Annotated in this window: 23 protein-coding genes; all 23 read right to left on the bottom strand. The window is 64.5% G+C overall.

Features of this window, described 5'->3' with window-relative positions; all coding sequences use genetic code 11:
- Positions 1-2: 2 nt before the first annotated feature.
- Positions 3-536, bottom strand: a complete 534-nt coding sequence (gene rplF, locus FQV39_RS01300) for a 50S ribosomal protein L6 (protein ID WP_149128660.1) — start codon at positions 534-536, stop codon at positions 3-5.
- A 36-nt stretch (positions 537-572) separates the two neighbouring features.
- Positions 573-971: a 30S ribosomal protein S8 gene (gene rpsH / locus FQV39_RS01295; protein ID WP_055730190.1), complete on the bottom strand. Its 399-nt coding sequence runs from the start codon at positions 969-971 to the stop codon at positions 573-575.
- 13 nt (positions 972-984) lie between these two features.
- Positions 985-1290, bottom strand: a complete 306-nt coding sequence (gene rpsN / locus FQV39_RS01290; protein WP_149128659.1) for a 30S ribosomal protein S14 — start codon at positions 1288-1290, stop codon at positions 985-987.
- Between the two features lie 36 nt (positions 1291-1326).
- Complete coding sequence (gene rplE, locus FQV39_RS01285; protein WP_149128658.1) at positions 1327-1893, bottom strand: 50S ribosomal protein L5; 567 nt, start codon at positions 1891-1893, stop codon at positions 1327-1329.
- On the bottom strand, positions 1886-2203 hold the full coding sequence (gene rplX, locus FQV39_RS01280; protein ID WP_149128657.1) for a 50S ribosomal protein L24: 318 nt from the start codon (positions 2201-2203) through the stop codon (positions 1886-1888). The genes rplE and rplX overlap by 8 nt, the downstream gene beginning before the upstream one ends.
- Complete coding sequence (gene rplN / locus FQV39_RS01275) at positions 2203-2571, bottom strand: 50S ribosomal protein L14 (RefSeq protein WP_055730187.1); 369 nt, start codon at positions 2569-2571, stop codon at positions 2203-2205. The genes rplX and rplN overlap by 1 nt, the downstream gene beginning before the upstream one ends.
- 306 nt (positions 2572-2877) lie before the next feature.
- Positions 2878-3120: a 30S ribosomal protein S17 gene (rpsQ, locus tag FQV39_RS01270; RefSeq protein WP_149128656.1), complete on the bottom strand. Its 243-nt coding sequence runs from the start codon at positions 3118-3120 to the stop codon at positions 2878-2880.
- A 10-nt stretch (positions 3121-3130) separates the two neighbouring features.
- Complete coding sequence (gene rpmC / locus FQV39_RS01265) at positions 3131-3343, bottom strand: 50S ribosomal protein L29 (RefSeq protein WP_149128655.1); 213 nt, start codon at positions 3341-3343, stop codon at positions 3131-3133.
- 11 nt (positions 3344-3354) lie between these two features.
- Positions 3355-3768 carry a 50S ribosomal protein L16 gene (gene rplP, locus FQV39_RS01260; RefSeq protein WP_112581124.1) on the bottom strand — a complete coding sequence of 138 codons (414 nt, stop codon included), beginning with the start codon at positions 3766-3768 and terminating at the stop codon, positions 3355-3357.
- 18 nt (positions 3769-3786) lie between these two features.
- Positions 3787-4518, bottom strand: a complete 732-nt coding sequence (gene rpsC, locus FQV39_RS01255; RefSeq protein ID WP_149128654.1) for a 30S ribosomal protein S3 — start codon at positions 4516-4518, stop codon at positions 3787-3789.
- Between the two features lie 10 nt (positions 4519-4528).
- Complete coding sequence (gene rplV / locus FQV39_RS01250; protein WP_149128653.1) at positions 4529-4909, bottom strand: 50S ribosomal protein L22; 381 nt, start codon at positions 4907-4909, stop codon at positions 4529-4531.
- 3 nt (positions 4910-4912) lie between these two features.
- Positions 4913-5191: a 30S ribosomal protein S19 gene (gene rpsS, locus FQV39_RS01245; RefSeq protein ID WP_055730182.1), complete on the bottom strand. Its 279-nt coding sequence runs from the start codon at positions 5189-5191 to the stop codon at positions 4913-4915.
- 8 nt (positions 5192-5199) lie between these two features.
- Positions 5200-6042: a 50S ribosomal protein L2 gene (gene rplB / locus FQV39_RS01240; protein ID WP_149128652.1), complete on the bottom strand. Its 843-nt coding sequence runs from the start codon at positions 6040-6042 to the stop codon at positions 5200-5202.
- A 16-nt stretch (positions 6043-6058) separates the two neighbouring features.
- Positions 6059-6370, bottom strand: a complete 312-nt coding sequence (locus FQV39_RS01235; RefSeq protein ID WP_149128651.1) for a 50S ribosomal protein L23 — start codon at positions 6368-6370, stop codon at positions 6059-6061.
- Positions 6367-6987 (bottom strand): 50S ribosomal protein L4, encoded by a 621-nt coding sequence (rplD, locus tag FQV39_RS01230; protein ID WP_149128650.1) that lies wholly within the window; start codon positions 6985-6987, stop codon positions 6367-6369. The genes FQV39_RS01235 and rplD overlap by 4 nt, the downstream gene beginning before the upstream one ends.
- Complete coding sequence (gene rplC / locus FQV39_RS01225) at positions 6987-7715, bottom strand: 50S ribosomal protein L3 (protein WP_149128649.1); 729 nt, start codon at positions 7713-7715, stop codon at positions 6987-6989. Before rplC ends, rplD begins: the two co-directional genes overlap by 1 nt.
- Positions 7716-7784: 69 nt before the next feature.
- Positions 7785-8093: a 30S ribosomal protein S10 gene (gene rpsJ / locus FQV39_RS01220; protein WP_043237115.1), complete on the bottom strand. Its 309-nt coding sequence runs from the start codon at positions 8091-8093 to the stop codon at positions 7785-7787.
- Positions 8094-8159: 66 nt separating this feature from the next.
- Positions 8160-9350, bottom strand: coding sequence for an elongation factor Tu (gene tuf / locus FQV39_RS01215; RefSeq protein WP_149128648.1), 1191 nt, complete (start codon positions 9348-9350; stop codon positions 8160-8162).
- 51 nt (positions 9351-9401) lie between these two features.
- Entirely contained in the window at positions 9402-11477 is a 2076-nt protein-coding gene (gene fusA / locus FQV39_RS01210) for an elongation factor G (protein ID WP_149128647.1), read from the bottom strand.
- 33 nt (positions 11478-11510) lie between these two features.
- A complete protein-coding gene (gene rpsG / locus FQV39_RS01205; RefSeq protein ID WP_112580468.1) occupies positions 11511-11981 on the bottom strand; it encodes a 30S ribosomal protein S7 in 471 nt (156 codons plus the stop codon).
- Between the two features lie 70 nt (positions 11982-12051).
- Complete coding sequence (gene rpsL / locus FQV39_RS01200) at positions 12052-12423, bottom strand: 30S ribosomal protein S12 (protein WP_038358286.1); 372 nt, start codon at positions 12421-12423, stop codon at positions 12052-12054.
- A gap of 437 nt (positions 12424-12860) precedes the next feature.
- The gene (rpoC, locus tag FQV39_RS01195; protein ID WP_149128646.1) at positions 12861-17045 is read right to left on the bottom strand and encodes a DNA-directed RNA polymerase subunit beta'; all 4185 of its coding nucleotides are present in this window, start codon (positions 17043-17045) and stop codon (positions 12861-12863) included.
- A 110-nt stretch (positions 17046-17155) separates the two neighbouring features.
- The gene (gene rpoB / locus FQV39_RS01190) at positions 17156-21277 is read right to left on the bottom strand and encodes a DNA-directed RNA polymerase subunit beta (protein ID WP_149128645.1); all 4122 of its coding nucleotides are present in this window, start codon (positions 21275-21277) and stop codon (positions 17156-17158) included.
- Positions 21278-21344 lie beyond the last annotated feature (67 nt).

Below are 21344 nucleotides of genomic sequence, written 5' to 3'. Positions count from 1 at the left end.
CCTTACTTCTTCTTGCCTTCCTTGCGGAAGATGAACTCGCCGGCGTACTTGACGCCCTTGCCCTTGTAGGGCTCGGGGCCACGATAGTCGCGGATCTCCGCGGCGGTCTGGCCGACGACCTGCTTGTCGATGCCGGCGACGACGATCTCCGTCGGCTTCGGCGTCGTGATCGCGACACCGGCCGGGATTTCATAGTCGATGTCGTGGCTGTAGCCGAGCGACAGCTTCAGCACCTTGCCAGCGACGGCGGCCTTGTAGCCGACGCCGTTGATCTCGAGGCGCTTCTCGAAGCCGGCAGTGGTGCCGACGACGAGGTTGTTGATGCGGGCGCGCGAGGTGCCCCACAGCGCGCGGGCGCGCTTCGACTGCGAACGCGGCTGCACCGCGATCGCGCCGTTCTCCATGGCGACCGAGACGTCCTCGGGCACCTCGAAGGAGAGCTCGCCCTTCGAGCCCTTGATCTTGACGAGCTGGCCGGTGACCGTGGCGGTGACGCCTGCGGGAACCGAAACCGGCTTCTTACCGATACGAGACATTGGATTTCTCCTGAAGATGAGCGGCGCGCTGCTAGGTCAGAAGACCTTGCAGAGCACTTCGCCGCCCACGTTCTGCTCGCGGGCCACATGATCGGCCATCACGCCACGCGGCGTCGAGACGATCGTCACGCCGAGGCCATCGGCCACGCGCGGCATGGTCTCGACCGACGAGTAGACGCGGCGGCCGGGCTTCGAAACACGCGAGATCGACCGGATGACCGGCTGGCCCTCGTGATACTTCAGCTCGATGTCGAACTCGGTCCGGCCGTTGCCGAACTCGGTCTGGCTGTAGCCGCGGATGTAGCCCTCGGACTGAAGCACATCGAGCACGCGAGCGCGCAGCTTCGAGCCGGGGGTGGAAACGCGGGACTTGCGACGCATCTGCGCATTGCGGATGCGAGTCAGCATATCGCCGAGCGGATCAATGACTGCCATTGTCCTGTCCTCCTTACCAGCTCGACTTCACGAGGCCGGGAACCAGCCCCTTGTTGCCGAGCTCACGCAGCGCGACACGCGACATCTTGAGCTTGCGATAGAAAGCGCGCGGACGACCCGTCACCTCGCAACGGTTGCGGATGCGGTTCTTGGCCGAGTTGCGCGGCAGTTCGGCCAGCTTCAGGCGAGCGAGAAAACGCTCGTCCATGGGCTGGTTTTCGTCATTGGCAATTGCGAGCAGACGAGCCCGGCGGCCGGCGAACTTCTTCACCAGCTGCCTGCGGCGCTCGTTGGTCTCGACGGAGCTTTTCTTAGCCATCGATCTCTCCTGGTTTCCGCGTATGAACGCTTAGGTTCACTGCCGGAACGGGAAGTTGAAGTGCTTGAGCAGGGCGCGCGCCTCGTCATCCGACTTCGCAGTCGTGCAGACGATCACGTCCATACCCAGGACCTGGTCGACCTTGTCGTAGTTGATCTCGGGGAACACGATGTGCTCCTTGATCCCGAGCGCGAAATTGCCGCGCCCGTCGAACGACTTCGGGTTCAGGCCCCGGAAGTCGCGCACCCGCGGAAGCGCGATGGTGACGAGCCGGTCCACGAACTCGTACATCCGCGTCTTGCGCAGCGTGACCTTGCAGCCCACCGGCATGTTCTCGCGCAGCTTGAAGCCGGCGATGGCCAGACGGGACTTGGTGACGACCGGCTTCTGGCCGGCGATGAGGGCGAGATCGCCCGCGGCGTTGTCGACCTTCTTGCGGTCGGCCGTCGCCTCGCCAACGCCCATGTTGATGACGATCTTCTCGATCGTCGGCACTTCCATGGCGTTCTTGTAGCCGAATTCCTTGATCATCGCGGGACGAACGACGTCCTCGTAATGCTTCTTCATGCGCGGCGAGAGAGCCGCCTGCTGAGCCTCAGCCATCGATCAGATCCCCCGAACGCTTGGCGAAACGAACCTTGCGGCCGTCATCGAGCACCTTGAAACCAACGCGGGTCGGCTTGCCGTCCTTCGGATCGGCCACAGCGATGTTCGACAGGTCGATGGTGGCCTCTTTCGAGATGATGCCGCCCTCGGACGTCTGCGACTGCTTGGTGTGGCGCTTGACCAGGTTGACACCACGCACGACGGCGCGGGCATCCTTCGGCAGAACCTGCAGCACTTCGCCCGACTTGCCCTTGTCGCGGCCGGCGAGCACGACGACCTTGTCGCCCTTCTTGATCTTGGCAGCCATCACAGCACCTCCGGCGCCAGCGAGATGATCTTCATGTGGTTCTTGGCGCGCAGCTCGCGCGGAACCGGTCCGAAGATACGCGTGCCGACCGGCTCCTTCTGGTTGTTGATCAGCACGGCCGCATTGCGGTCGAAGCGGATCACCGAACCGTCGGCGCGCTTGACGTCCTTGGCGGTGCGAACGACGACCGCCTTCATGACGTCGCCCTTCTTCACGCGACCGCGCGGAATGGCTTCCTTGATCGAAACGACGATGATGTCGCCGACGCCGGCGTACTTGCGCTTCGACCCGCCGAGAACCTTGATGCACATCACACGACGCGCGCCGGAATTATCGGCGACGTCGAGATTCGTCTGCACCTGGATCATGGCCTTGATCCTTCCAATCTGTGTATCAGGCGGTTTCCCGAGCGGCCTCAGCGCTGCTCGGGACTACGACTGACGGGGGTCGATCGCCCCCTGGCCTCAAAACAAAACATGATCCGCAAAAGTGGTTTCCACCTTTGCGGAGAGACATGTCCGGCTTCCCCGGATCGCGCCCTGCGTCCGATTGGACGCAAGGACAGGCGATCCGTCTGGTTGGTCATCGGAGATTTCCGAAAAGTGGTTTCCACTTTTCGGTCCGATGCCGCGCCCTGCCCGCCCCGATTCGGGGCCGGGCAAAGCCGTCTCGTCTCACGCCTTGGGGGCGTTCTCGAGCACAACCCAGCTTTTCAGCTTGGAAATCGGCTTGGACTCCTCGATCCACACCGTATCGCCAACCTTGAACGAACCCGCCTCGTCATGGGCGTGATAGTTCTTCGTACGGCGAACCGTCTTCTTGAGGAGCGGGTGCGTATAACGCCGCTCGACCTTAACCACAACAGTTTTGTTCTGCTTGTCGCTGACGACGACGCCCTGGAGCACGCGCTTAGGCATTATCTTCTCCTCACGCGCTGGCCGCAACGGCCTTCGACCGCTGCAGCGTCTTGATGCGGGCGATGTCCTTGCGCACCTGGGTGACGCGCGCGGTGTTCTCGAGCTGGCCCGTCGCCCTCTGGAAGCGCAGGTTGAACTGCTCCTTCTTCAGCTTGAGCAGCTCGTCCTGGAGCTGGTCCGTGCTCATGGTCTTCAGGTCGGACTGACGCTGAGTAATTTTCATGTCGCCCTCCCTTACTCGGCGATGCGCTGGATGAAGCGGGTCTTGATCGGCAGCTTGGCGGCGCCGAGACGGAGCGCCTCGCGGGCGATCTCCTCGGACACGCCGTCGAGCTCGAACATGATCCGGCCCGGCTTGACCTTGGCCGCCCAGAACTCGGGCGAACCCTTGCCCTTACCCATGCGGACTTCGGTCGGCTTCTTCGAAACCGGCACGTCGGGGAACACGCGGATCCAGACGCGGCCGACGCGCTTCATGGCGCGGGTGATCGCGCGGCGGGCCGCCTCGATCTGCCGGGCGGTGACGCGCTCGGGCTCTTGGGCCTTCAGGCCGAACTGGCCGAAATTGAGGTCCGTGCCGCCCTTGGCGACGCCGGAGATGCGTCCCTTGAACTGCTTGCGGAACTTGGTGCGTTTTGGTTGCAGCATGGCTCTTCTCGATCAGCCTTACGCAGCCTGCTCGCGACGATCGCGATCGCGGTGATCACGGTCACGGCCGCCGGAACGGCCGCCCTCGTCGGAGAGGCGCTTGTCCTGGGCCATCGGGTCGTGTTCCAGGATCTCGCCCTTGAAGATCCAGACCTTGATGCCGCACGTCCCGTAGGTCGTGAAGGCCGTCGCGACGCCGTAGTCGACATCGGCGCGAAGCGTGTGCAGCGGCACGCGCCCCTCGCGATACCATTCGAGGCGGGCGATCTCGGCGCCGCCGAGACGGCCCGAGCAGTTGATGCGGATGCCCTCGGCGCCCAGACGCATGGCCGACTGCACGGCGCGCTTCATGGCGCGACGGAAGGCGACACGGCGCTCGAGCTGCTGAGCGATCGAGTCGGCGACCAGCGTCGCGTCGATCTCAGGCTTGCGCACCTCGACGATGTTGATCGTGACATCGGCCTTGGTGAGCTTCGAGACTTCCTTGCGGAGCTTCTCGATGTCGGCACCCTTCTTGCCGATCACCACGCCCGGACGAGCCGAGTGGATGGTGACGCGGCACTTCTTGTGCGGACGCTCGATGATGATCTTCGAGACGGCGGCCTGCTTCAGCAGCTTCATCAGGGCGGCGCGGATCGCCATGTCCTCATGCAGCAGCTTGCCGTATTCGCCCTTGTTCGCGAACCAGCGCGAATCCCAGGTGCGATTGATGCCGAGGCGAAGGCCGATCGGATTGATTTTCTGACCCATCGTTCTCTCCTCAGGCCTGCGCAGCCTGCTCGCGCACCACGATCGTGATGTTCGAGAACGGCTTCATGATACGGGCGCCACGGCCGCGGGCGCGGGCGTGGAAGCGCTTCATCACGAGCGCCTTGCCGACGAAGGCCTTGGCGACGACGAGATCGTCGACGTCGAGATCATGGTTGTTCTCGGCGTTGGCGATCGCGCTCTGCAGGCACTTGCGAACATCGTTCGCGATGCGCTTGCGCGAGAACTCGAGATCGGCGAGCGCCGTCGAGACCTTCTTGCCGCGGATCAGCTGAGCGACGAGGTTCAGCTTCTGCGGCGAGACGCGCAGGTTGCGGGCGACCGCAACCGCTTCGTTCTCAGGCAGCGCACGGGGGGCGGATGCTTTACCCATGGCTTACTTCCTCTTCGCCTTCTTGTCGGCAGCGTGGCCGTGGAAGGTGCGGGTCGGCGAGAACTCGCCGAACTTGTGCCCAACCATTTCCTCGGACACGGACACCGGCACATGCTTCTGTCCGTTGTACACGCCGAACGTCAGACCGACGAACTGCGGCAGGATCGTGGAGCGGCGGCTCCAGATCTTGATGACTTCATTACGGCCCGAGGTCCTGGCGACCTCGGCCTTCTTCAGGAGGTATCCGTCGACGAACGGACCTTTCCAAAGCGAACGCGCCATGACGGACCTCAGTTCTTCTTCTTGCGGGCGTGACGGCTCGACACGATGAACGTATCGGTCCGCTTGTTCGAGCGGGTCTTCTTGCCCTTGGTCGGCAGACCCCAGGGCGTAACCGGGTGACGGCCGCCCGAGGTACGGCCTTCACCACCGCCGTGCGGATGGTCGACCGGGTTCATCGAGACGCCGCGGTTATGCGGACGGCGGCCGAGCCAGCGCGAGCGACCGGCCTTGCCATCGTTCCGGTTCATGTGATCCGGGTTCGAGACGGCGCCGACGGTGGCGTAGCACAGGCCCGAGATCAGGCGCTGCTCGCCCGAGTTCAGGCGGACGATGACGTAGCCCTGGTCGCGGCCGACGATCTGAGCGTAGTTGCCGGCAGAGCGGGCCAGAGCGCCACCCTTGCCGATCTTGAGCTCGACATTGTGGACGATCGTGCCGATCGGCAGAGCGCCCATCGGAGCCGCGTTGCCGGGCTTCACGTCGACGTTGTCACCAGCAATGACGGTGTCGCCGACAGCCAGGCGCTGCGGCGCCAGGATGTAGGACTGCTCGCCGTCCTGATACTTGATCAGGGCGATGAATGCGGTCCGGTTCGGATCGTACTCGATCCGCTCGACGGTCGCCGGGATGCCAGCCTTGCCGCGACGCTTGAAGTCGACGAGGCGCAGCGTGCGCTTGTGACCACCGCCGCGGAAACGGACAGTGATGCGGCCGAGGTTGTTGCGGCCGCCCGAGGAGCTCTTGCCCTCGGTCAGGGTCTTGACCGGCTTGCCCTTGTAGAGCTCGCTGCGGTCGACGATCACGAGCTGGCGAAGGCTCGGCGTGATCGGCTTGAAGTTCTTCAAAGCCATGATGGCGATCCTTCCCTCAGAGGCCCGTGGTCACGTCGATCGAGTGGCCCTCTTCGAGGGTCACAACGGCCTTCTTGACGTCCGAGCGCTGGCCGAGGCGGCCACGGAAAACCTTGACCTTGCCTTCGGTGACGATCGTGTTGACGCTCTTGACCTTGACGTCGAAGAGCTTCTCGATCGCCGCCTTGATCTGCGGCTTGGTCGCGGTACGGGCGACCTTGAAGACGACCTTGTTATGCTCGGAGAGCATCGTCGCCTTCTCGGTGATGACCGGCGCCACGATCACATCGTAGTGGCGCGGGTCGAGGTTCTTGGCGGACTGGCTCATTTGAAGCGCGCCTCCAGCGCATCGACAGCGGCGCGCGTCAGGACGAGCTTGTCACGACGCAGGATGTCATAGACGTTGATGCCCTGAACCGGCAGCACGTCGACATTCGGGATCGAGCGAGCGGCCAGGCCGAAGTTCGCATCGATCTCGGCGCCACCGATGATCAGCGCGTTCGACAGGTCGAGCTTGCCGAAGTGGCCCAGCAGCACCTTGGTCTTCGGCTCGGCGAGCTTGGCATCGTCGATCACAATGATGCCGGCATCCTTCGCCTTGGCCGAGAGCGCATGGCGCAGAGCCAGAGCGCGGACCTTCTTCGGCAGGTCGTGAGCGTGGTCACGCACAACCGGGCCGAAGGCCTTGCCACCGCCGCGGAACTGCGGAGCCGAAGCCGCACCGTGGCGAGCGCCGCCGGTGCCCTTCTGCTTGTAGATCTTCTTGCGGGTGCGATCGACTTCCGAGCGACCCTTGGACTTGTGGGTCCCGGCGCGGCGCTTGGCGAGCTGATAGCGAACCATGCGGGCGAGGAGGTCAGCGCGCGGCTCAAGGCCGAACACCGCATCCGACAGCTCGACCGAACCGGCCGACTTGCCCTCGAGAGTGGTGATATCGAATTTCATCACGCGTTCTCCTCAGCCTGGGCCGCAGGAGCCTCTTCCGCCTTGCCCTCGCCGGCAACCTTGAACTTGCCCGGCAGCGGCGCATCCTTCGGCAGGGCGCGCTTGACGGCGTCACGGACGTGGATCCAGCCGCCAGCGACGCCCGGAACGGCGCCCTCGACGAGGATCAGGCCGCGTTCGACGTCCGTCTGGACGACGCGCAGGTTCTGCGTGGTGACGCGCTCGGCGCCGAGATGGCCCGGCATCTTCTTGTTCTTGAAGGTCTTGCCCGGGTCCTGGCGACCACCGGTCGAACCGATCGAACGGTGAGAGACCGAAACGCCGTGGGTGGCGCGCAGACCGCCGAAGTTCCAGCGCTTCATACCGCCGGCAAAGCCCTTGCCGGTGGTGGTGCCGGAGACGTCGACGAACTGGCCGACGACGAAGTGGTCCGCGGTCAGCTCGGCGCCGACGGGGATCAGCGCGTCATCGCTGACGCGGAACTCGACCACCTTGCGCTTCGGCTCGACCTTGGCGACCGCGAAATGACCGCGCTCGGCCTTCGAGACATTCTTCACCTTCGCCGTGCCGGAGCCCAGCTGCACGGCCACATAGCCGTTCTTCTCTTTCGTGCGATGCGCGACGACCTGGCAGTTGTCGAGCTTCAGCACGGTGACCGGAATATGCTCGCCGGCGTCCGTGAAGACGCGGGTCATCCCGACTTTCTGTGCAATCACACCGGAACGCATCGGTGCCTACCTTCTTCTGGGGTCATGTCCATCCGGGGGAACCGGAAACAGAGGACCCGTTCAATCGGATCAGAGCTTGATTTCGACGTCGACGCCGGCGGCGAGATCGAGCTTCATGAGGGCGTCGACCGTCTGGGGAGTCGGATCGACAATGTCGAGGACCCGCTTGTGGGTCCGCATCTCGAACTGCTCGCGCGACTTCTTGTCGATGTGGGGCGAGCGGTTGACGGTGAACTTCTCGATGAGCGTGGGCAGCGGAATCGGTCCGCGGACCTGAGCGCCCGTCCGCTTCGCGGTCGACACGATCTCGCGCGTCGAAGCGTCGAGGATGCGGTGATCGAACGCCTTGAGGCGGATCCGAATGTTCTGACCGTTCATGGTCTTAGTTCTCCGTGACGTGAAAAGGCGAAGGCCCGAAGGGCCCGCGCCCCTCACGAAAACGCGTTACGCAATGATCGAAGCGACGACGCCGGCGCCGACGGTGCGGCCGCCTTCGCGGATGGCGAAGCGCAGCTTCTCTTCCATCGCGATCGGGGCGATCAGCGTCACCTCCATCGAGATGTTGTCGCCCGGCATCACCATCTCCGTGCCCTCGGGCAGCGTCACCACGCCGGTCACGTCCGTCGTGCGGAAGTAGAACTGCGGGCGGTAGTTGGTGAAGAACGGCGTGTGGCGGCCACCCTCTTCCTTCGTCAGGATGTAGGCCTCGGCCTTGAACTTGGTGTGCGGCTTCACCGAGCCCGGCTTGCACAGCACCTGGCCGCGCTCGACGTCCTCGCGCTTCGTGCCGCGCAGCAGCGCGCCGATGTTGTCGCCCGCCTGGCCCTGGTCGAGCAGCTTGCGGAACATCTCGACGCCGGTGACCGTCGTCTTGACGGTGTCCTTCAGGCCGACGATCTCGATTTCCTCGCCGACCTTGACGATGCCGCGCTCGACGCGGCCGGTCACCACCGTGCCCCGGCCCGAAATCGAGAACACGTCCTCGACCGGCATCAGGAACGGCTGGTCGATCGGACGCTCCGGCTGCGGGATGTACTCGTCGACCGTCTTCATCAGCGCGATCACCGCGTCATGACCGATTTCCGGCGTGACGTTGTCGAGCGCGGCCTTGGCCGAGCCCTTGGTGATCGGGATGTCGTCGCCGGGGAAGTCGTACTTCGACAGCAGCTCGCGGATCTCCATCTCGACCAGCTCGAGCAGCTCGGCGTCGTCGACGAGATCGACCTTGTTCATGAACACCACCAGCGCGGGAACGCCGACCTGGCGCGCCAGCAGGATGTGCTCGCGGGTCTGCGGCATCGGGCCGTCGGCAGCCGACACCACCAGGATCGCGCCGTCCATCTGCGCCGCGCCGGTGATCATGTTCTTCACATAGTCGGCGTGGCCGGGGCAGTCGACGTGGGCATAGTGGCGGGCCGGGGTCTCGTACTCGACGTGAGCCGTCGAGATCGTGATGCCGCGCGCCTTCTCCTCCGGAGCCTTGTCGATCTGGTCATACGCCGTGAACGACGCGCCGCCAGACTCGGCCAGAACCTTCGTGATCGCAGCCGTCAGAGACGTCTTGCCATGGTCAACGTGACCAATCGTTCCAATGTTGCAGTGCGGCTTCGTACGAGCGAATTTCTCTTTGGCCATCGTAGCCTCCGTCAGATCTTGTTCAAATGTTCAGTCGGTTCGGTGCGGGATTCAGGCGTACTTGGCCTGGACCTCGGCGGCGACCGCCGACGGCACCTGCTCGTAGTGGTCGAACTGCATCGTGTAGTTCGCGCGGCCCTGCGAGAAGGAGCGCAGCTGGTTGACGTAGCCGAACATGTTGGCCAGCGGAACCATCGCGTTGATCACGACGGCGTTGCCGCGCATGTCCTGGCCCTGGATCTGGCCACGACGCGAGTTCAGGTCGCCGATGACCGAGCCGGTGTAGTCTTCCGGGGTCACGACCTCAACCTTCATGATCGGCTCGAGCAGCACGGAGCCGCCCTTCTGCAGACCTTCGCGCAGCGCCGCACGGGACGCGATTTCGAAGGCCAGGGCAGAAGAGTCGACCTCGTGGAAGGCGCCGTCGATCAGCGTGACCTTGACGTCCACGACCGGGAAGCCGGCGAGCACGCCAGAGCTGATGACCGAGTTCAAGCCCTTCTCGACGCCGGGGATGTACTCCTTCGGCACCGAGCCGCCGACAACCTTCGACTCGAACTCGAAGCCCTTACCGGTCTCGTTCGGCTCGATGACGAGCTTGACGCGGGCGAACTGGCCCGTACCGCCGGTCTGCTTCTTGTGGGTGTAGTCGATCTCGGCCTTCTTGGTCAGCGTCTCGCGATAGGCAACCTGGGGCGCGCCAATGTTGGCATCGACCTTGTAGGTGCGCTTCAGGATGTCGACCTTGATGTCGAGGTGGAGCTCGCCCATGCCCTTCAGGATGGTCTGGCCGCTCTCCTGGTCGGTCGACACGCGGAAGGACGGATCCTCGTTCGCGAGCTTCGACAGGGCGAGGCCCAGCTTCTCCTGGTCGGCCTTGGACTTCGGCTCGATCGCGATCGTGATGACCGGCTCGGGGAACTCCATGCGCTCCAGGATGACCGCGTTGACGGGATCGCAGAGCGTGTCGCCGGTGCGGACGTCCTTGAGGCCGGCCAGGGCGACGATGTCGCCGGCGTAAGCCTCCTTGATGTCCTCGCGGTTGTTCGCATGCATCAGCAGCATGCGGCCGACGCGCTCTTTCTTGTCACGGGTCGAGTTGATGACGCCCTGGCCAGCTTCGACCTTGCCGGAATAGATACGGCAGAAGGTGATCGTGCCGACGAACGGGTCGTCCATGATCTTGAAGGCGAGCATCGAGAAGGGATCCTCGTCCGTCGGATGACGGACGGTCGGCTCCTCGGTCTTGAAGTCGATGCCTTCGACCGCGCCACGATCGACCGGCGACGGCAGGAAGTCGACGACGGCGTCGAGCAGCGGCTGCACGCCCTTGTTCTTGAAGGCCGAGCCGCAGAGCACCGGGTGGAAGGCGCGGCGCTGCACGGCGGTGCGCACGAGACGGCGCAACGTGTCGGCATCCGGCTCGGTGCCTTCGAGATAGGCCTCCATCGCGGCGTCGTCCATCTCGACGGCGGCCTCGACGAGCTTCGAGCGGTATTCGGCAGCCTTGTCGGCGAGATCGGCCGGGATGTCCTGCTCTTCGAACGACGCGCCGAGAGCCTCGCCGTTCCAGACGATCGCCTTCATCTTGATCAGGTCGATCACGCCGGCGAAGTTGGACTCCGAACCGATCGGGATCTGCAGGCAGACGGGCTTGCCGGCGACGCGGTCAATGATGTCCTGGACGCAGCGATAGAAATCGGCGCCGATCTTGTCCATCTTGTTGACGAAGACGACGCGCGGAACGTCGTACTTGTCGGCCTGGCGCCAGACGGTCTCGGTCTGGGGCTCGACGCCCTGGTTGCCGTCGAGAACGCAGACGGCGCCATCGAGCACGCGCAGCGAACGCTCGACCTCGATGGTGAAGTCGACGTGGCCGGGGGTGTCGATGATGTTCAGGCGGTTGTCGCGCCAGAAGCAGGTCGTCGCAGCCGAGGTGATCGTGATGCCACGCTCCTGCTCCTGCGTCATCCAGTCCATGGTCGCGGCGCCGTCGTGGACTTCGCCGATCTTATGCGACTTGCCGGTGTAGTAGAGGATGCGCTCGGTCGTCGTCGTCTTGCCCGCATCGATGTGGGCCATGATGCCGAAGTTGCGATAACGGTCGATGGGATGGGAACGGGCCATGATCGTGCTCTGTGTCTCGGGGAACCGCGCCGCTTACCAGCGGTAGTGCGAGAAGGCGCGGTTGGCTTCCGCCATCCGGTGCGTGTCTTCGCGCTTCTTGACGGCGTTGCCGCGGTTGTTGGCGGCGTCCATCAGCTCGGCCGACAGGCGCTCCACCATGGTCTTGTCGTTGCGGCCGCGAGCGGCTGCGATCAGCCAGCGGATCGCCAGCGCCTGACGGCGCTCGGTACGAACCTCGACGGGAACCTGATAGGTCGCGCCGCCGACGCGGCGGGAACGAACCTCGATCGCCGGAGCGACGTTCTCGAGCGCCGACTTGAAGACGCCCAGCGGCTCGCTCTTGGTCTTCGCCTCGATGATATCGAAGGCACCGTAGACGATCCGCTCGGCGGTCGACTTCTTGCCTTCATACATGACCGAGTTCATGAACTTGGTCACGACGACATCGCCGAACTTCGGGTCCGGGATGATTTCGCGCTTTTCGGCACTGTGGCGGCGGGACATCGTCTAGTCTCCGTAAATCTTCAACGCGGCGGATCGGCTCGGGCTCATCGCCCCGCCGATCGGGCCGAACTCACTTCGGACGCTTGGCGCCGTACTTCGAACGACGCTGCTTGCGGTTCTTGACGCCCTGCGTATCGAGCACGCCACGCAGGATGTGATAGCGCACGCCGGGAAGGTCCTTCACGCGGCCGCCACGGATCATGACGACCGAGTGCTCCTGAAGGTTGTGACCCTCACCCGGGATGTAGCCGATCACCTCGAAGCCGTTCGTCAGGCGAACCTTGGCAACCTTACGAAGCGCCGAGTTCGGCTTCTTCGGGGTCGTCGTATAGACGCGCGTGCAGACGCCGCGCTTCTGCGGGCACGACTCGAGCGCCGGGGCGGTGTTACGCGCCTTCACGGGCGAGCGCGGCTTGCGGATGAGCTGGCTGATTGTCGGCATTCTGGCCTCTCGCCCCACTGAGCGTTTGGAAATTCTCTGGTCAATCTCCCAGCCCGAGCAAAGCCATGACATAAACGAAGCCGCGCCATCGGCGCCCGTCGAGGGGCCTCAGGCGCGTTCGCCAGCAGAGGAACACAGGAAGACCTGCGTTCATGCATCCTGCCATGTCGTCATTCGACGCTGGAATTCCGACGGAGTTTCGGTCGCGAAACTCGCTTGCGAAGCATGCGCAAGCGACAGACGTGTCCGACAGCCGTCGACAGTGGCGCGCTTATGACTCAACGAGAGATTCGCGTCAACCCCGAAACCGTCGAAAATGGCGGGGTTTTGCGGGGTTCGGACCAGTTGGCCCCCTGCCCGCCTCTCCTTGAAACAAAAAGGCCGCCCTGGAGGGGCGGCCTTTCCGATGATTGCCGAAGATCGTTCGCTGCCGATTCTTACTCGGCGGCGGGGAGCACGGCAGCAGCTTCCTTGGCGGCCTTGGCCGCCGCATCCGCTTTCTGGCCGACGATGAGATCGTCGCGGCGGGTAGCCACCTGCTTGATGCGGGCGACCTGGGCGCCGGTGCCGGCCGGGATGAGCGAGCCGACGATGACGTTCTCCTTGAGCCCCTCGAGCAGGTCCGACTTGCCGTTGACCGCCGCCTCGGTGAGGACGCGGGTGGTCTCCTGGAAGGACGCCGCCGAGATGAAGGAGCGGGTCTGCAGCGAGGCCTTGGTGATGCCGAGCAGGACCGGCACGCCGGAAGCCGGCTTCTTGCCCTCCTCGCGCAGCTTCGCGTTGACCTCTTCGAGCTCGACGCGATCGACCTGGTCGCCGGTCAGGATGTCGCTGTCGCCCGACTCCGTGATCTCGACCTTCTGCAGCATCTGCCGGACGATGACCTCGATGTGCTTGTCGTTGATGCCGACGCCCTGGAGGCGATAGACCTCCTGGATCTCGTTCACCAAGTAAGCCGCCAGCTCCTCGACGCCCTTGATCGCCAGGATGTCGTGCGGGGCCGGATTGCCGTCGAGGATGTAGTCGCCGACCTCCACGACGTCGCCGTCCTGGAGATGGATGTGCTTGCCCTTCGGGATCAGGTACTCGACCCCGTCCGAGCCGTCATGCGGCGTCAGCGTCACGCGGCGCTTGTTCTTGTAGTCCTTGCCGAAGCCGATGACGCCCGACTTCTCGGCGATGATCGCCGCATCCTTCGGACGACGCGCCTCGAACAGCTCCGCGACGCGCGGCAGACCGCCGGTGATGTCGCGGGTCTTGGCCGAGTCGGTCGAGACACGCGCCAGCACGTCGCCAGCCTTGACCGAGGAACCCGGCTCCACCGAGATGATGCCGTCGACCGGCAGGATGTAGCGGGCATCGCCACCGCGGGCGAGCTTCGCGATCTTGCCGTCCGAACCCGCGATCGTCATCGCCGGCTTGAGGTCGGCCGTACGGGCCGAGCCGCGCCAGTCGATCACGACGCGCTTGGAGATGCCGGTCGCCTCGTCGGTCGTCTCGGTCATCGACATGCCGTCGACGAGGTCCTCGTAGCCGACCTTGCCGTCGACCTCCGCCAGGATCGGGCGGGAGTACGGGTCCCACTCGATCAGGCGCTGGCCGCGCTTGACCTTGTCGCCCTCGTCGACGCGCAGCTTCGAGCCGAACTGGACGCGATGGACCGCGCGCTCGGCGCCGTCCGGACCGACGATCACGATGGCGATGTTGCGCGCCATGGCGATGAGGTCGCCGTCCGAGTTCCGCGCGACGTTGCGGTTGCGCATCTTGACCGTGCCTTCGAAGTTCGACTCGACGAAGGACTGGTCGGCGATGGTCGCCGCGCCGCCGATGTGGAAGGTGCGCATGGTGAGCTGCGTACCCGGCTCGCCGATCGACTGCGCCGCGATGACGCCGACAGCCTCGCCCATGTTGACGGGCGTGCCGCGGGCCAGATCGCGCCCGTAGCAGGTCGCGCAGACGCCGTTCTTGGTCTCGCAGGTGAGAACCGAGCGGATCTTCACCTCCTGGACGCCGGCGGCGTTGATCTTCTCGATATGGCTCTCCTCGATCATCGTGCCCTTCGGCACCAGGACGTTGCCGTCGATGTCGGTCACGTCCTCGGCCGCCGAACGGCCGAGGATGCGCACGCCGAGCGAGGCGACGACCTGACCGGCATCGACGATGGCGCGCATCTTGATGCCGTTGTCCGAGCCGCAATCGACCTCGGAGATGATCGCGTCCTGCGCCACGTCGACGAGACGGCGGGTCAGATAGCCGGAGTTGGCCGTCTTGAGCGCCGTGTCGGCGAGGCCCTTACGGGCGCCGTGGGTCGAGTTGAAGTACTCGAGAACGTCGAGGCCTTCCTTGAAGTTCGAGATGATCGGCGACTCGATGATCTCGCCCGACGGCTTGGCCATCAGGCCGCGCATGGCGGCGAGCTGGCGCATCTGCGCCGGCGAACCGCGGGCGCCGGAGTGCGACATCATGTAGATCGAGTTGATCTGCTTGTCGCGGCCGGTCTCGTCCTTCTGGACGGTCGAGATGCGGGCCATCATCTCCTGGGCGAGCTTGTCGGAGCACTTCGCCCAGGCGTCGACGACCTTGTTGTACTTCTCGCCCTGGGTGATCAGGCCGTCCTGGTACTGCTGCTCGTAGTCCTTGGCGAGCGCGCGGGTCGTGTCGACGATCTGCCACTTGTTCTCCGGCACGACCATGTCGTCCTTGCCGAAGGAAATGCCGGCCTTGAAGGCGTGCTTGAAGCCGAGCCCCATGACGCGGTCGCAGAAGATCACCGACTCCTTCTGACCGCAGCCGCGATAGACGGCGTCGATCATTCCGGAGATCTCCTTCTTCGTCATCAGCTTGTTGACGACGTCGAAGGACACGGCCGGGTGCTCCGGCAGCGCGGTCGAGAGGATCACGCGGCCCGGCGTGGTGTCGTAGATCTTCGTGTACGGCTTGCCGTCATGGCCGACGCCGGTCCAGCGGTATTTGATCTTCGAATGCAGCGTTACGACCTTCTCGTGCAGCGCGTGCTCGAGTTCGCCGAAATCGCCGAAGGCCTTGCCCTGGCCCGGCTCGCCGTCCGAGACGAGCGAGAGGTAGTAGAGGCCGAGCACGATGTCCTGCGACGGCACGATGATCGGCTGGCCGTTCGCCGGGTGCAGGATGTTGTTGGTCGACATCATCAGCACGCGCGCTTCCAGCTGCGCTTCGAGCGACAGCGGGACGTGCACGGCCATCTGGTCGCCGTCGAAGTCCGCGTTGAAGGCGGCGCAGACCAGCGGATGCAGCTGGATCGCCTTGCCCTCGATCAGCACCGGCTCGAAGGCCTGGATGCCGAGGCGGTGCAGCGTCGGGGCGCGGTTCAGCATCACCGGATGCTCGCGGATGACCTCGTCCAGGATATCCCAGACCTCCGGCTTCTCCTTCTCGACGAGCTTCTTGGCCTGCTTGACCGTGGTCGAGTAGCCCTTGGCGTCAAGCCGCGCATAGATGAACGGCTTGAACAGCTCGAGCGCCATCTTCTTCGGCAGGCCGCACTGGTGCAGCTTCATCTCCGGGCCGACGACGATGACCGAGCGGCCGGAATAGTCGACACGCTTGCCGAGCAGGTTCTGGCGGAAGCGGCCCTGCTTGCCCTTCAGCATGTCGGCAAGCGACTTCAGCGGGCGCTTGTTGGCACCCGTGATGACGCGGCCGCGACGGCCGTTGTCGAACAGGGCGTCGACCGACTCCTGCAGCATCCGCTTCTCGTTGCGGATGATGATGTCCGGCGCGCGCAGCTCGATCAGCCGCTTCAGGCGGTTGTTGCGGTTGATGACGCGGCGATAGAGGTCGTTCAGGTCCGAGGTCGCGAAGCGGCCGCCGTCGAGCGGCACGAGCGGACGCAGATCCGGCGGGATGACCGGAATCTGGGTCATCACCATCCATTCCGGCTTGTTGCCCGACTCCTGGAAGGCCTCGATGATCTTGAGGCGCTTCATCAGCTTCTTGGGCTTCAGCTCCGACGTCGTCGTCGCGATCTCATGCTTGAGATCGGCGTTGATCTGGTCGAGGTCGAGCGCGCGCAGCATCTCGCGGATGGCTTCCGCGCCGATCATGGCGGTGAAGGTGTCCGCGCCGTACTCTTCCTGAGCCCGGACGTACTCCTCCTCCGACAGCAGCTGACGGTCCTTGAGCGGGGTCAGGCCCGGCTCGATGACGACGTAGCTTTCGAAGTAGAGGATGCGCTCGAGGTCCTTGAGCGGCATATCCATCAGGAGGCCGATGCGCGAGGGCAGCGACTTCAGGAACCAGATATGCGCCACCGGAGCGGCGAGCTCGATATGGCCCATGCGCTCGCGCCGGACGCGGGCGAGCGTGACTTCGACGCCGCACTTCTCGCAGATGACGCCCTTGAACTTCATGCGCTTGTACTTGCCGCACAGGCACTCGTAGTCCTTGATCGGCCCGAAGATGCGGGCGCAGAACAGGCCGTCACGCTCCGGCTTGAACGTGCGGTAGTTGATCGTCTCCGGCTTTTTGATCTCGCCATAGGACCAGGACAGGATCTTCTCCGGGCTCGCGATCGAGATCTTGATCGCGTCGAAGGCCTGCTGGACCGGCTGCTGGCCGAAAAGGTTCATGACCTCTTGCTTCATCGCCTGTCTCCTTCCGCCGGCGGGGGCTTAAGGCCGCCCTGCCCGGCTCGTAAATTCCGTCGGCCGGCGGCGTCAATGCCGCCGGCGATATTCAAGGTTTGGGCAGCGGCTTATTCGGCCGCTTCGGCCGGCGGCAACTCGCCCGGCTTCACCTTGTTGTTGATCAGCTCGACATTGAGACCGAGCGAACGCATCTCCTTGACGAGAACGTTGAAGCTCTCGGGGATGCCGGCCTCGAAGTTGTCCTCGCCGCGCACGATCGACTCGTAGACCTTGGTGCGGCCGGCGACGTCGTCCGACTTCACCGTCAGCATCTCCTGCAGCGTGTAGGCGGCGCCGTAGGCTTCGAGCGCCCAGACCTCCATTTCGCCGAAGCGCTGGCCGCCGAACTGCGCCTTGCCGCCCAGCGGCTGCTGGGTGACGAGCGAGTACGGACCGATCGAACGGGCGTGGATCTTGTCGTCCACGAGGTGGTGCAGCTTCAGCATGTAGATGTAGCCCATCGTGACCTTGCGGTCGAAGGGCTCGCCGGTCCTGCCATCGTACAGCGTGGACTGCCCAGAGCTGTGCAGGCCCGCCTGCTCCAGCAGCCGCTCGATGTCCGCCTCCTTGGCGCCGTTGAACACCGGCGTCGCCACCGGCACGCCACGGCGCAGGTTCTGGCCCATCTCGACGAGCTCGTTCTCGTCCATCGAGGCAATGATCTCGTTGTCCTCGTAGACGGCGTCGAAGGAGGCCTTCAGCGCCTTGAAATCGTTCGTCTTCTTGTAGGCGTCGAGCGCCTGCGAGATCTGCTTGCCGAGGCCGGCAGCAGCCCAGCCCAGATGCGTCTCCAGGATCTGGCCGACGTTCATGCGCGAAGGCACGCCCAGCGGGTTCAGCACGATGTCGGCATGGGTGCCGTCCTCGAGGAACGGCATGTCCTCCACCGGCACGATGCGCGAGACCACGCCCTTGTTGCCGTGACGGCCGGCCATCTTGTCGCCCGGCTGGATCTTGCGCTTCACCGCGACGAAGACCTTGACCATCTTCATCACGCCCGGAGGCAGCTCGTCGCCACGCTGCAGCTTCTCGACCTTGTCGAGGAAGCGCTGCTCAAGGCGCTTCTTCGACTCGTCGTACTGCTTCCGCATCGCCTCGATCTCGGTCATCAGCGAGTCTTCGGCGGTCGCGAACAGCCACCACTGCGAACGCGGGAACTCGCTCATCACCTCGCGGGTGATGACCGTGTCCTTCTTGAAGCCCTTCGGGCCGGCGAGGCCGGTCTTGCCGGTCAGGATCTCGGCCAGACGCGCGAAGGTGTTGCGGTCCAGGATCGCCTGCTCGTCGTCACGGTCCTTGGCGAGACGCTCGATCTCCTCGCGCTCGATCGCCTGGGCGCGCTCGTCCTTGTCGACGCCGTGGCGGTTGAACACGCGGACCTCGACGATCGTGCCCTGCACGCCCGGGGGAACCCGCAGCGAGGTGTCGCGGACGTCCGAAGCCTTCTCGCCGAAGATGGCGCGCAGCAGCTTCTCTTCCGGGGTCATCGGGCTCTCGCCCTTTGGCGTGATCTTGCCGACGAGGATGTCGCCCGCCGCAACCTCAGCGCCGATATAGACGATGCCGGCTTCGTCGAGGTTCTTCAGCGCCTCTTCCGAGACGTTCGGAATGTCGCGCGTGATTTCCTCAGGGCCCAGCTTGGTGTCGCGGGCCATGACCTCGAATTCCTCGATATGGATCGAGGTGAAGACGTCCTCGGAGACGATCTTCTCGGAGAGAAGGATCGAGTCCTCGAAGTTGTAGCCGTTCCAGGGCATGAACGCGACGAGCACGTTGCGGCCGAGCGCGAGCTCGCCGAACTCGGTCGACGGGCCGTCCGCAACGATGTCGCCCTTCTTGACGACGTCACCGACGCGCACCAGCGGACGCTGCGTAATGCAGGTCGACTGGTTCGAGCGCTGGAACTTCTGCAGCCGGTAGATGTCGACGCCCGGCTTCGTCGGATCCATCTCCTCCGAAGCGCGGATGACGATACGGGTCGCGTCGACCTGGTCGACGATGCCGGCGCGGCGGGCCGCGATCGCGGCGCCCGAGTCACGGGCGACGACCGCTTCCATGCCGGTGCCGACGAACGGCGCGTCGGCGCGAACCAACGGCACCGCCTGGCGCTGCATGTTCGAGCCCATCAGCGCGCGGTTCGCGTCGTCGTTCTCGAGGAACGGGATCAGCGCCGCGGCGACCGAGACGAGCTGCTTCGGCGACACGTCCTGGAAGTCGACCTTGTCGACCGGCGTGACGATGACCTCGCCGGCACGGCGGCAGACGATCAGGTCGTCCGTCAGGCGGCCTTCCTTGTCGACGGCGGCGTTCGCCTGGGCGACGTTGTACTTCGCCTCTTCCATCGCCGAGAGATAGATCACCTCGTCCGTGACCTTGCCGTCGCGGATGCGGCGATACGGGCTCTCGATGAAGCCGTACTTGTTCACCCGCGCGAAGGTGGCGAGCGAGTTGATCAGGCCGATATTCGGACCTTCCGGCGTCTCGATCGGGCAGATGCGGCCGTAATGCGTCGGGTGCACGTCGCGCACCTCGAAGCCGGCGCGCTCGCGAGTCAGACCGCCCGGGCCAAGCGCCGAAAGACGACGCTTGTGCGTGACTTCCGAGAGCGGGTTCGTCTGGTCCATGAACTGCGAGAGCTGCGAGGAGCCGAAGAACTCGCGCACGGCGGCGGCGGCCGGCTTCGCGTTGATCAGGTCCTGCGGCATCACGGTGTCGATGTCGACCGAGGACATGCGCTCCTTGATGGCGCGCTCCATGCGCAGGAGACCCAGACGGTACTGGTTCTCCATCAGCTCGCCGACCGAGCGGACGCGGCGGTTGCCGAGATGGTCGATGTCGTCGATCTCGCCCTTGCCGTCGCGCAGGTCGACCAGCGCCTTGACGACCGCGAAGATGTCCTCCTTGCGCAGGATGCGCACGGTGTCCTCGGCGTCGAGGTCGAGACGCATGTTCATCTTCACGCGGCCGACGGCCGAGAGGTCGTAGCGCTCGGCGTCGAAGAACAGCGACTGGAACATGTTCTCAGCCGTCTCGAGGGTCGGCGGCTCGCCCGGGCGCATCACGCGGTAGATGTCGAACAGGGCTTCCTCGCGGCGCGAGTTCTTGTCGACATTGAGCGTGTTACGGATGTAGGGACCGACCGTGATGTGGTCGATGTCCAGCACCGGGATCTCGTCGAAGCCTTCGTCGGTCAGCTGCTTCAGCAGCTTCTCGGTGATCTCCTCGCCGGCCTCGGCGTAGACCTCGCCCGTCGCCGGGTTGACCAGATCCTCGGCGATGTACTGGCTATAGAGGTCCTCGTCCTGCGCGCGCAGGAACTTCAGGCCCTTCTCGGCGAGCTGGCGGGCGGTGCGGGCGACGAGCTTCTTGCCGGCCTCGACCACGACCTCGCCGGTATCGGCGTCGATCAGATCCTCGTTGGCCTTGAAGCCCTTCATGCGCTCCGCATCATAGGGAACGCGCCAGCCCTTGGCGTCCTTGGTGTAGGCGATGGTGTTGTAGAAGCGGTTGAGGATCTCCTCGCCGTCCATGCCGAGCGCGAACAGCAGCGAGGTGACCGGAATCTTACGCTTCCGGTCGATACGGGCATAGACGATGTCCTTGGCGTCGAACTCGATGTCGAGCCAGGAACCGCGATACGGGATGATGCGCGCGGCGAAGAGCAGCTTGCCCGAAGAATGGGTCTTGCCCTTGTCGTGGTCGAAGAACACGCCCGGCGAACGGTGCATCTGCGAGACGATGACGCGCTCGGTGCCGTTGACGATGAAGGTGCCGTTATCCGTCATGAGCGGCATGTCGCCCATGTAGACATCCTGCTCCTTGATGTCCTTGACCGACTTGGCCTGGGTGTCCGGATCGATATCGAACACGATCAGGCGCAGCGTCACCTTGAGCGGCGCCGAGAAGGTCATGCCGCGCTGGCGGCACTCGTCGACGTCGTATTTCGGCGGCTCGAAGGTGTATTTCACGAACTCCAGCAGCGAGGCGCCGGAGAAGTCGCCGATCGGGAAGACCGACTTGAAGACGGACTGCAAACCCTCGTCGGGGCGGCCGCCCTTGGGTTCGTCGACCATCAGGAACTGATCGTAGGACGCCTTCTGAACCTCGATGAGGTTCGGCATCTGCGCCACTTCCTTGAGTTTGCCGAAGAACTTGCGGACGCGCCTGCGACCCTGGAGCGAATTGACCATGTTGTTCCTCGCAATCTCTTCGGACGGCTCACCCGGTGGTCCGGGCAAGGACGGCACCAGGCCGCCG

The sequence above is a fragment of the Bosea sp. F3-2 genome, assembly GCF_008253865.1.
Taxonomy (GTDB): Bacteria; Pseudomonadota; Alphaproteobacteria; order Rhizobiales; family Beijerinckiaceae; genus Allobosea.
The sequence above is the reverse complement of the archived record's forward strand: the minus strand, read 5'-3'. Positions and strand labels throughout refer to the sequence as shown.

Coding starts and splice junctions, on each gene's coding strand:
- rplF (WP_149128660.1), bottom strand. CDS start 536: ATGTCTCGTATCGGTAAGAAGCCGGTTTCGGTTCCCGCAGGCGTCACC.
- rpsH (WP_055730190.1), bottom strand. CDS start 971: ATGGCAGTCATTGATCCGCTCGGCGATATGCTGACTCGCATCCGCAAT.
- rpsN (WP_149128659.1), bottom strand. CDS start 1,290: ATGGCTAAGAAAAGCTCCGTCGAGACCAACGAGCGCCGCAGGCAGCTG.
- rplE (WP_149128658.1), bottom strand. CDS start 1,893: ATGGCTGAGGCTCAGCAGGCGGCTCTCTCGCCGCGCATGAAGAAGCAT.
- rplX (WP_149128657.1), bottom strand. CDS start 2,203: ATGGCTGCCAAGATCAAGAAGGGCGACAAGGTCGTCGTGCTCGCCGGC.
- rplN (WP_055730187.1), bottom strand. CDS start 2,571: ATGATCCAGGTGCAGACGAATCTCGACGTCGCCGATAATTCCGGCGCG.
- rpsQ (WP_149128656.1), bottom strand. CDS start 3,120: ATGCCTAAGCGCGTGCTCCAGGGCGTCGTCGTCAGCGACAAGCAGAAC.
- rpmC (WP_149128655.1), bottom strand. CDS start 3,343: ATGAAAATTACTCAGCGTCAGTCCGACCTGAAGACCATGAGCACGGAC.
- rplP (WP_112581124.1), bottom strand. CDS start 3,768: ATGCTGCAACCAAAACGCACCAAGTTCCGCAAGCAGTTCAAGGGACGC.
- rpsC (WP_149128654.1), bottom strand. CDS start 4,518: ATGGGTCAGAAAATCAATCCGATCGGCCTTCGCCTCGGCATCAATCGC.
- rplV (WP_149128653.1), bottom strand. CDS start 4,909: ATGGGTAAAGCATCCGCCCCCCGTGCGCTGCCTGAGAACGAAGCGGTT.
- rpsS (WP_055730182.1), bottom strand. CDS start 5,191: ATGGCGCGTTCGCTTTGGAAAGGTCCGTTCGTCGACGGATACCTCCTG.
- rplB (WP_149128652.1), bottom strand. CDS start 6,042: ATGGCTTTGAAGAACTTCAAGCCGATCACGCCGAGCCTTCGCCAGCTC.
- FQV39_RS01235 (WP_149128651.1), bottom strand. CDS start 6,370: ATGAGCCAGTCCGCCAAGAACCTCGACCCGCGCCACTACGATGTGATC.
- rplD (WP_149128650.1), bottom strand. CDS start 6,987: ATGAAATTCGATATCACCACTCTCGAGGGCAAGTCGGCCGGTTCGGTC.
- rplC (WP_149128649.1), bottom strand. CDS start 7,715: ATGCGTTCCGGTGTGATTGCACAGAAAGTCGGGATGACCCGCGTCTTC.
- rpsJ (WP_043237115.1), bottom strand. CDS start 8,093: ATGAACGGTCAGAACATTCGGATCCGCCTCAAGGCGTTCGATCACCGC.
- tuf (WP_149128648.1), bottom strand. CDS start 9,350: ATGGCCAAAGAGAAATTCGCTCGTACGAAGCCGCACTGCAACATTGGA.
- fusA (WP_149128647.1), bottom strand. CDS start 11,477: ATGGCCCGTTCCCATCCCATCGACCGTTATCGCAACTTCGGCATCATG.
- rpsG (WP_112580468.1), bottom strand. CDS start 11,981: ATGTCCCGCCGCCACAGTGCCGAAAAGCGCGAAATCATCCCGGACCCG.
- rpsL (WP_038358286.1), bottom strand. CDS start 12,423: ATGCCGACAATCAGCCAGCTCATCCGCAAGCCGCGCTCGCCCGTGAAG.
- rpoC (WP_149128646.1), bottom strand. CDS start 17,045: ATGAAGCAAGAGGTCATGAACCTTTTCGGCCAGCAGCCGGTCCAGCAG.
- rpoB (WP_149128645.1), bottom strand. CDS start 21,277: ATGGTCAATTCGCTCCAGGGTCGCAGGCGCGTCCGCAAGTTCTTCGGC.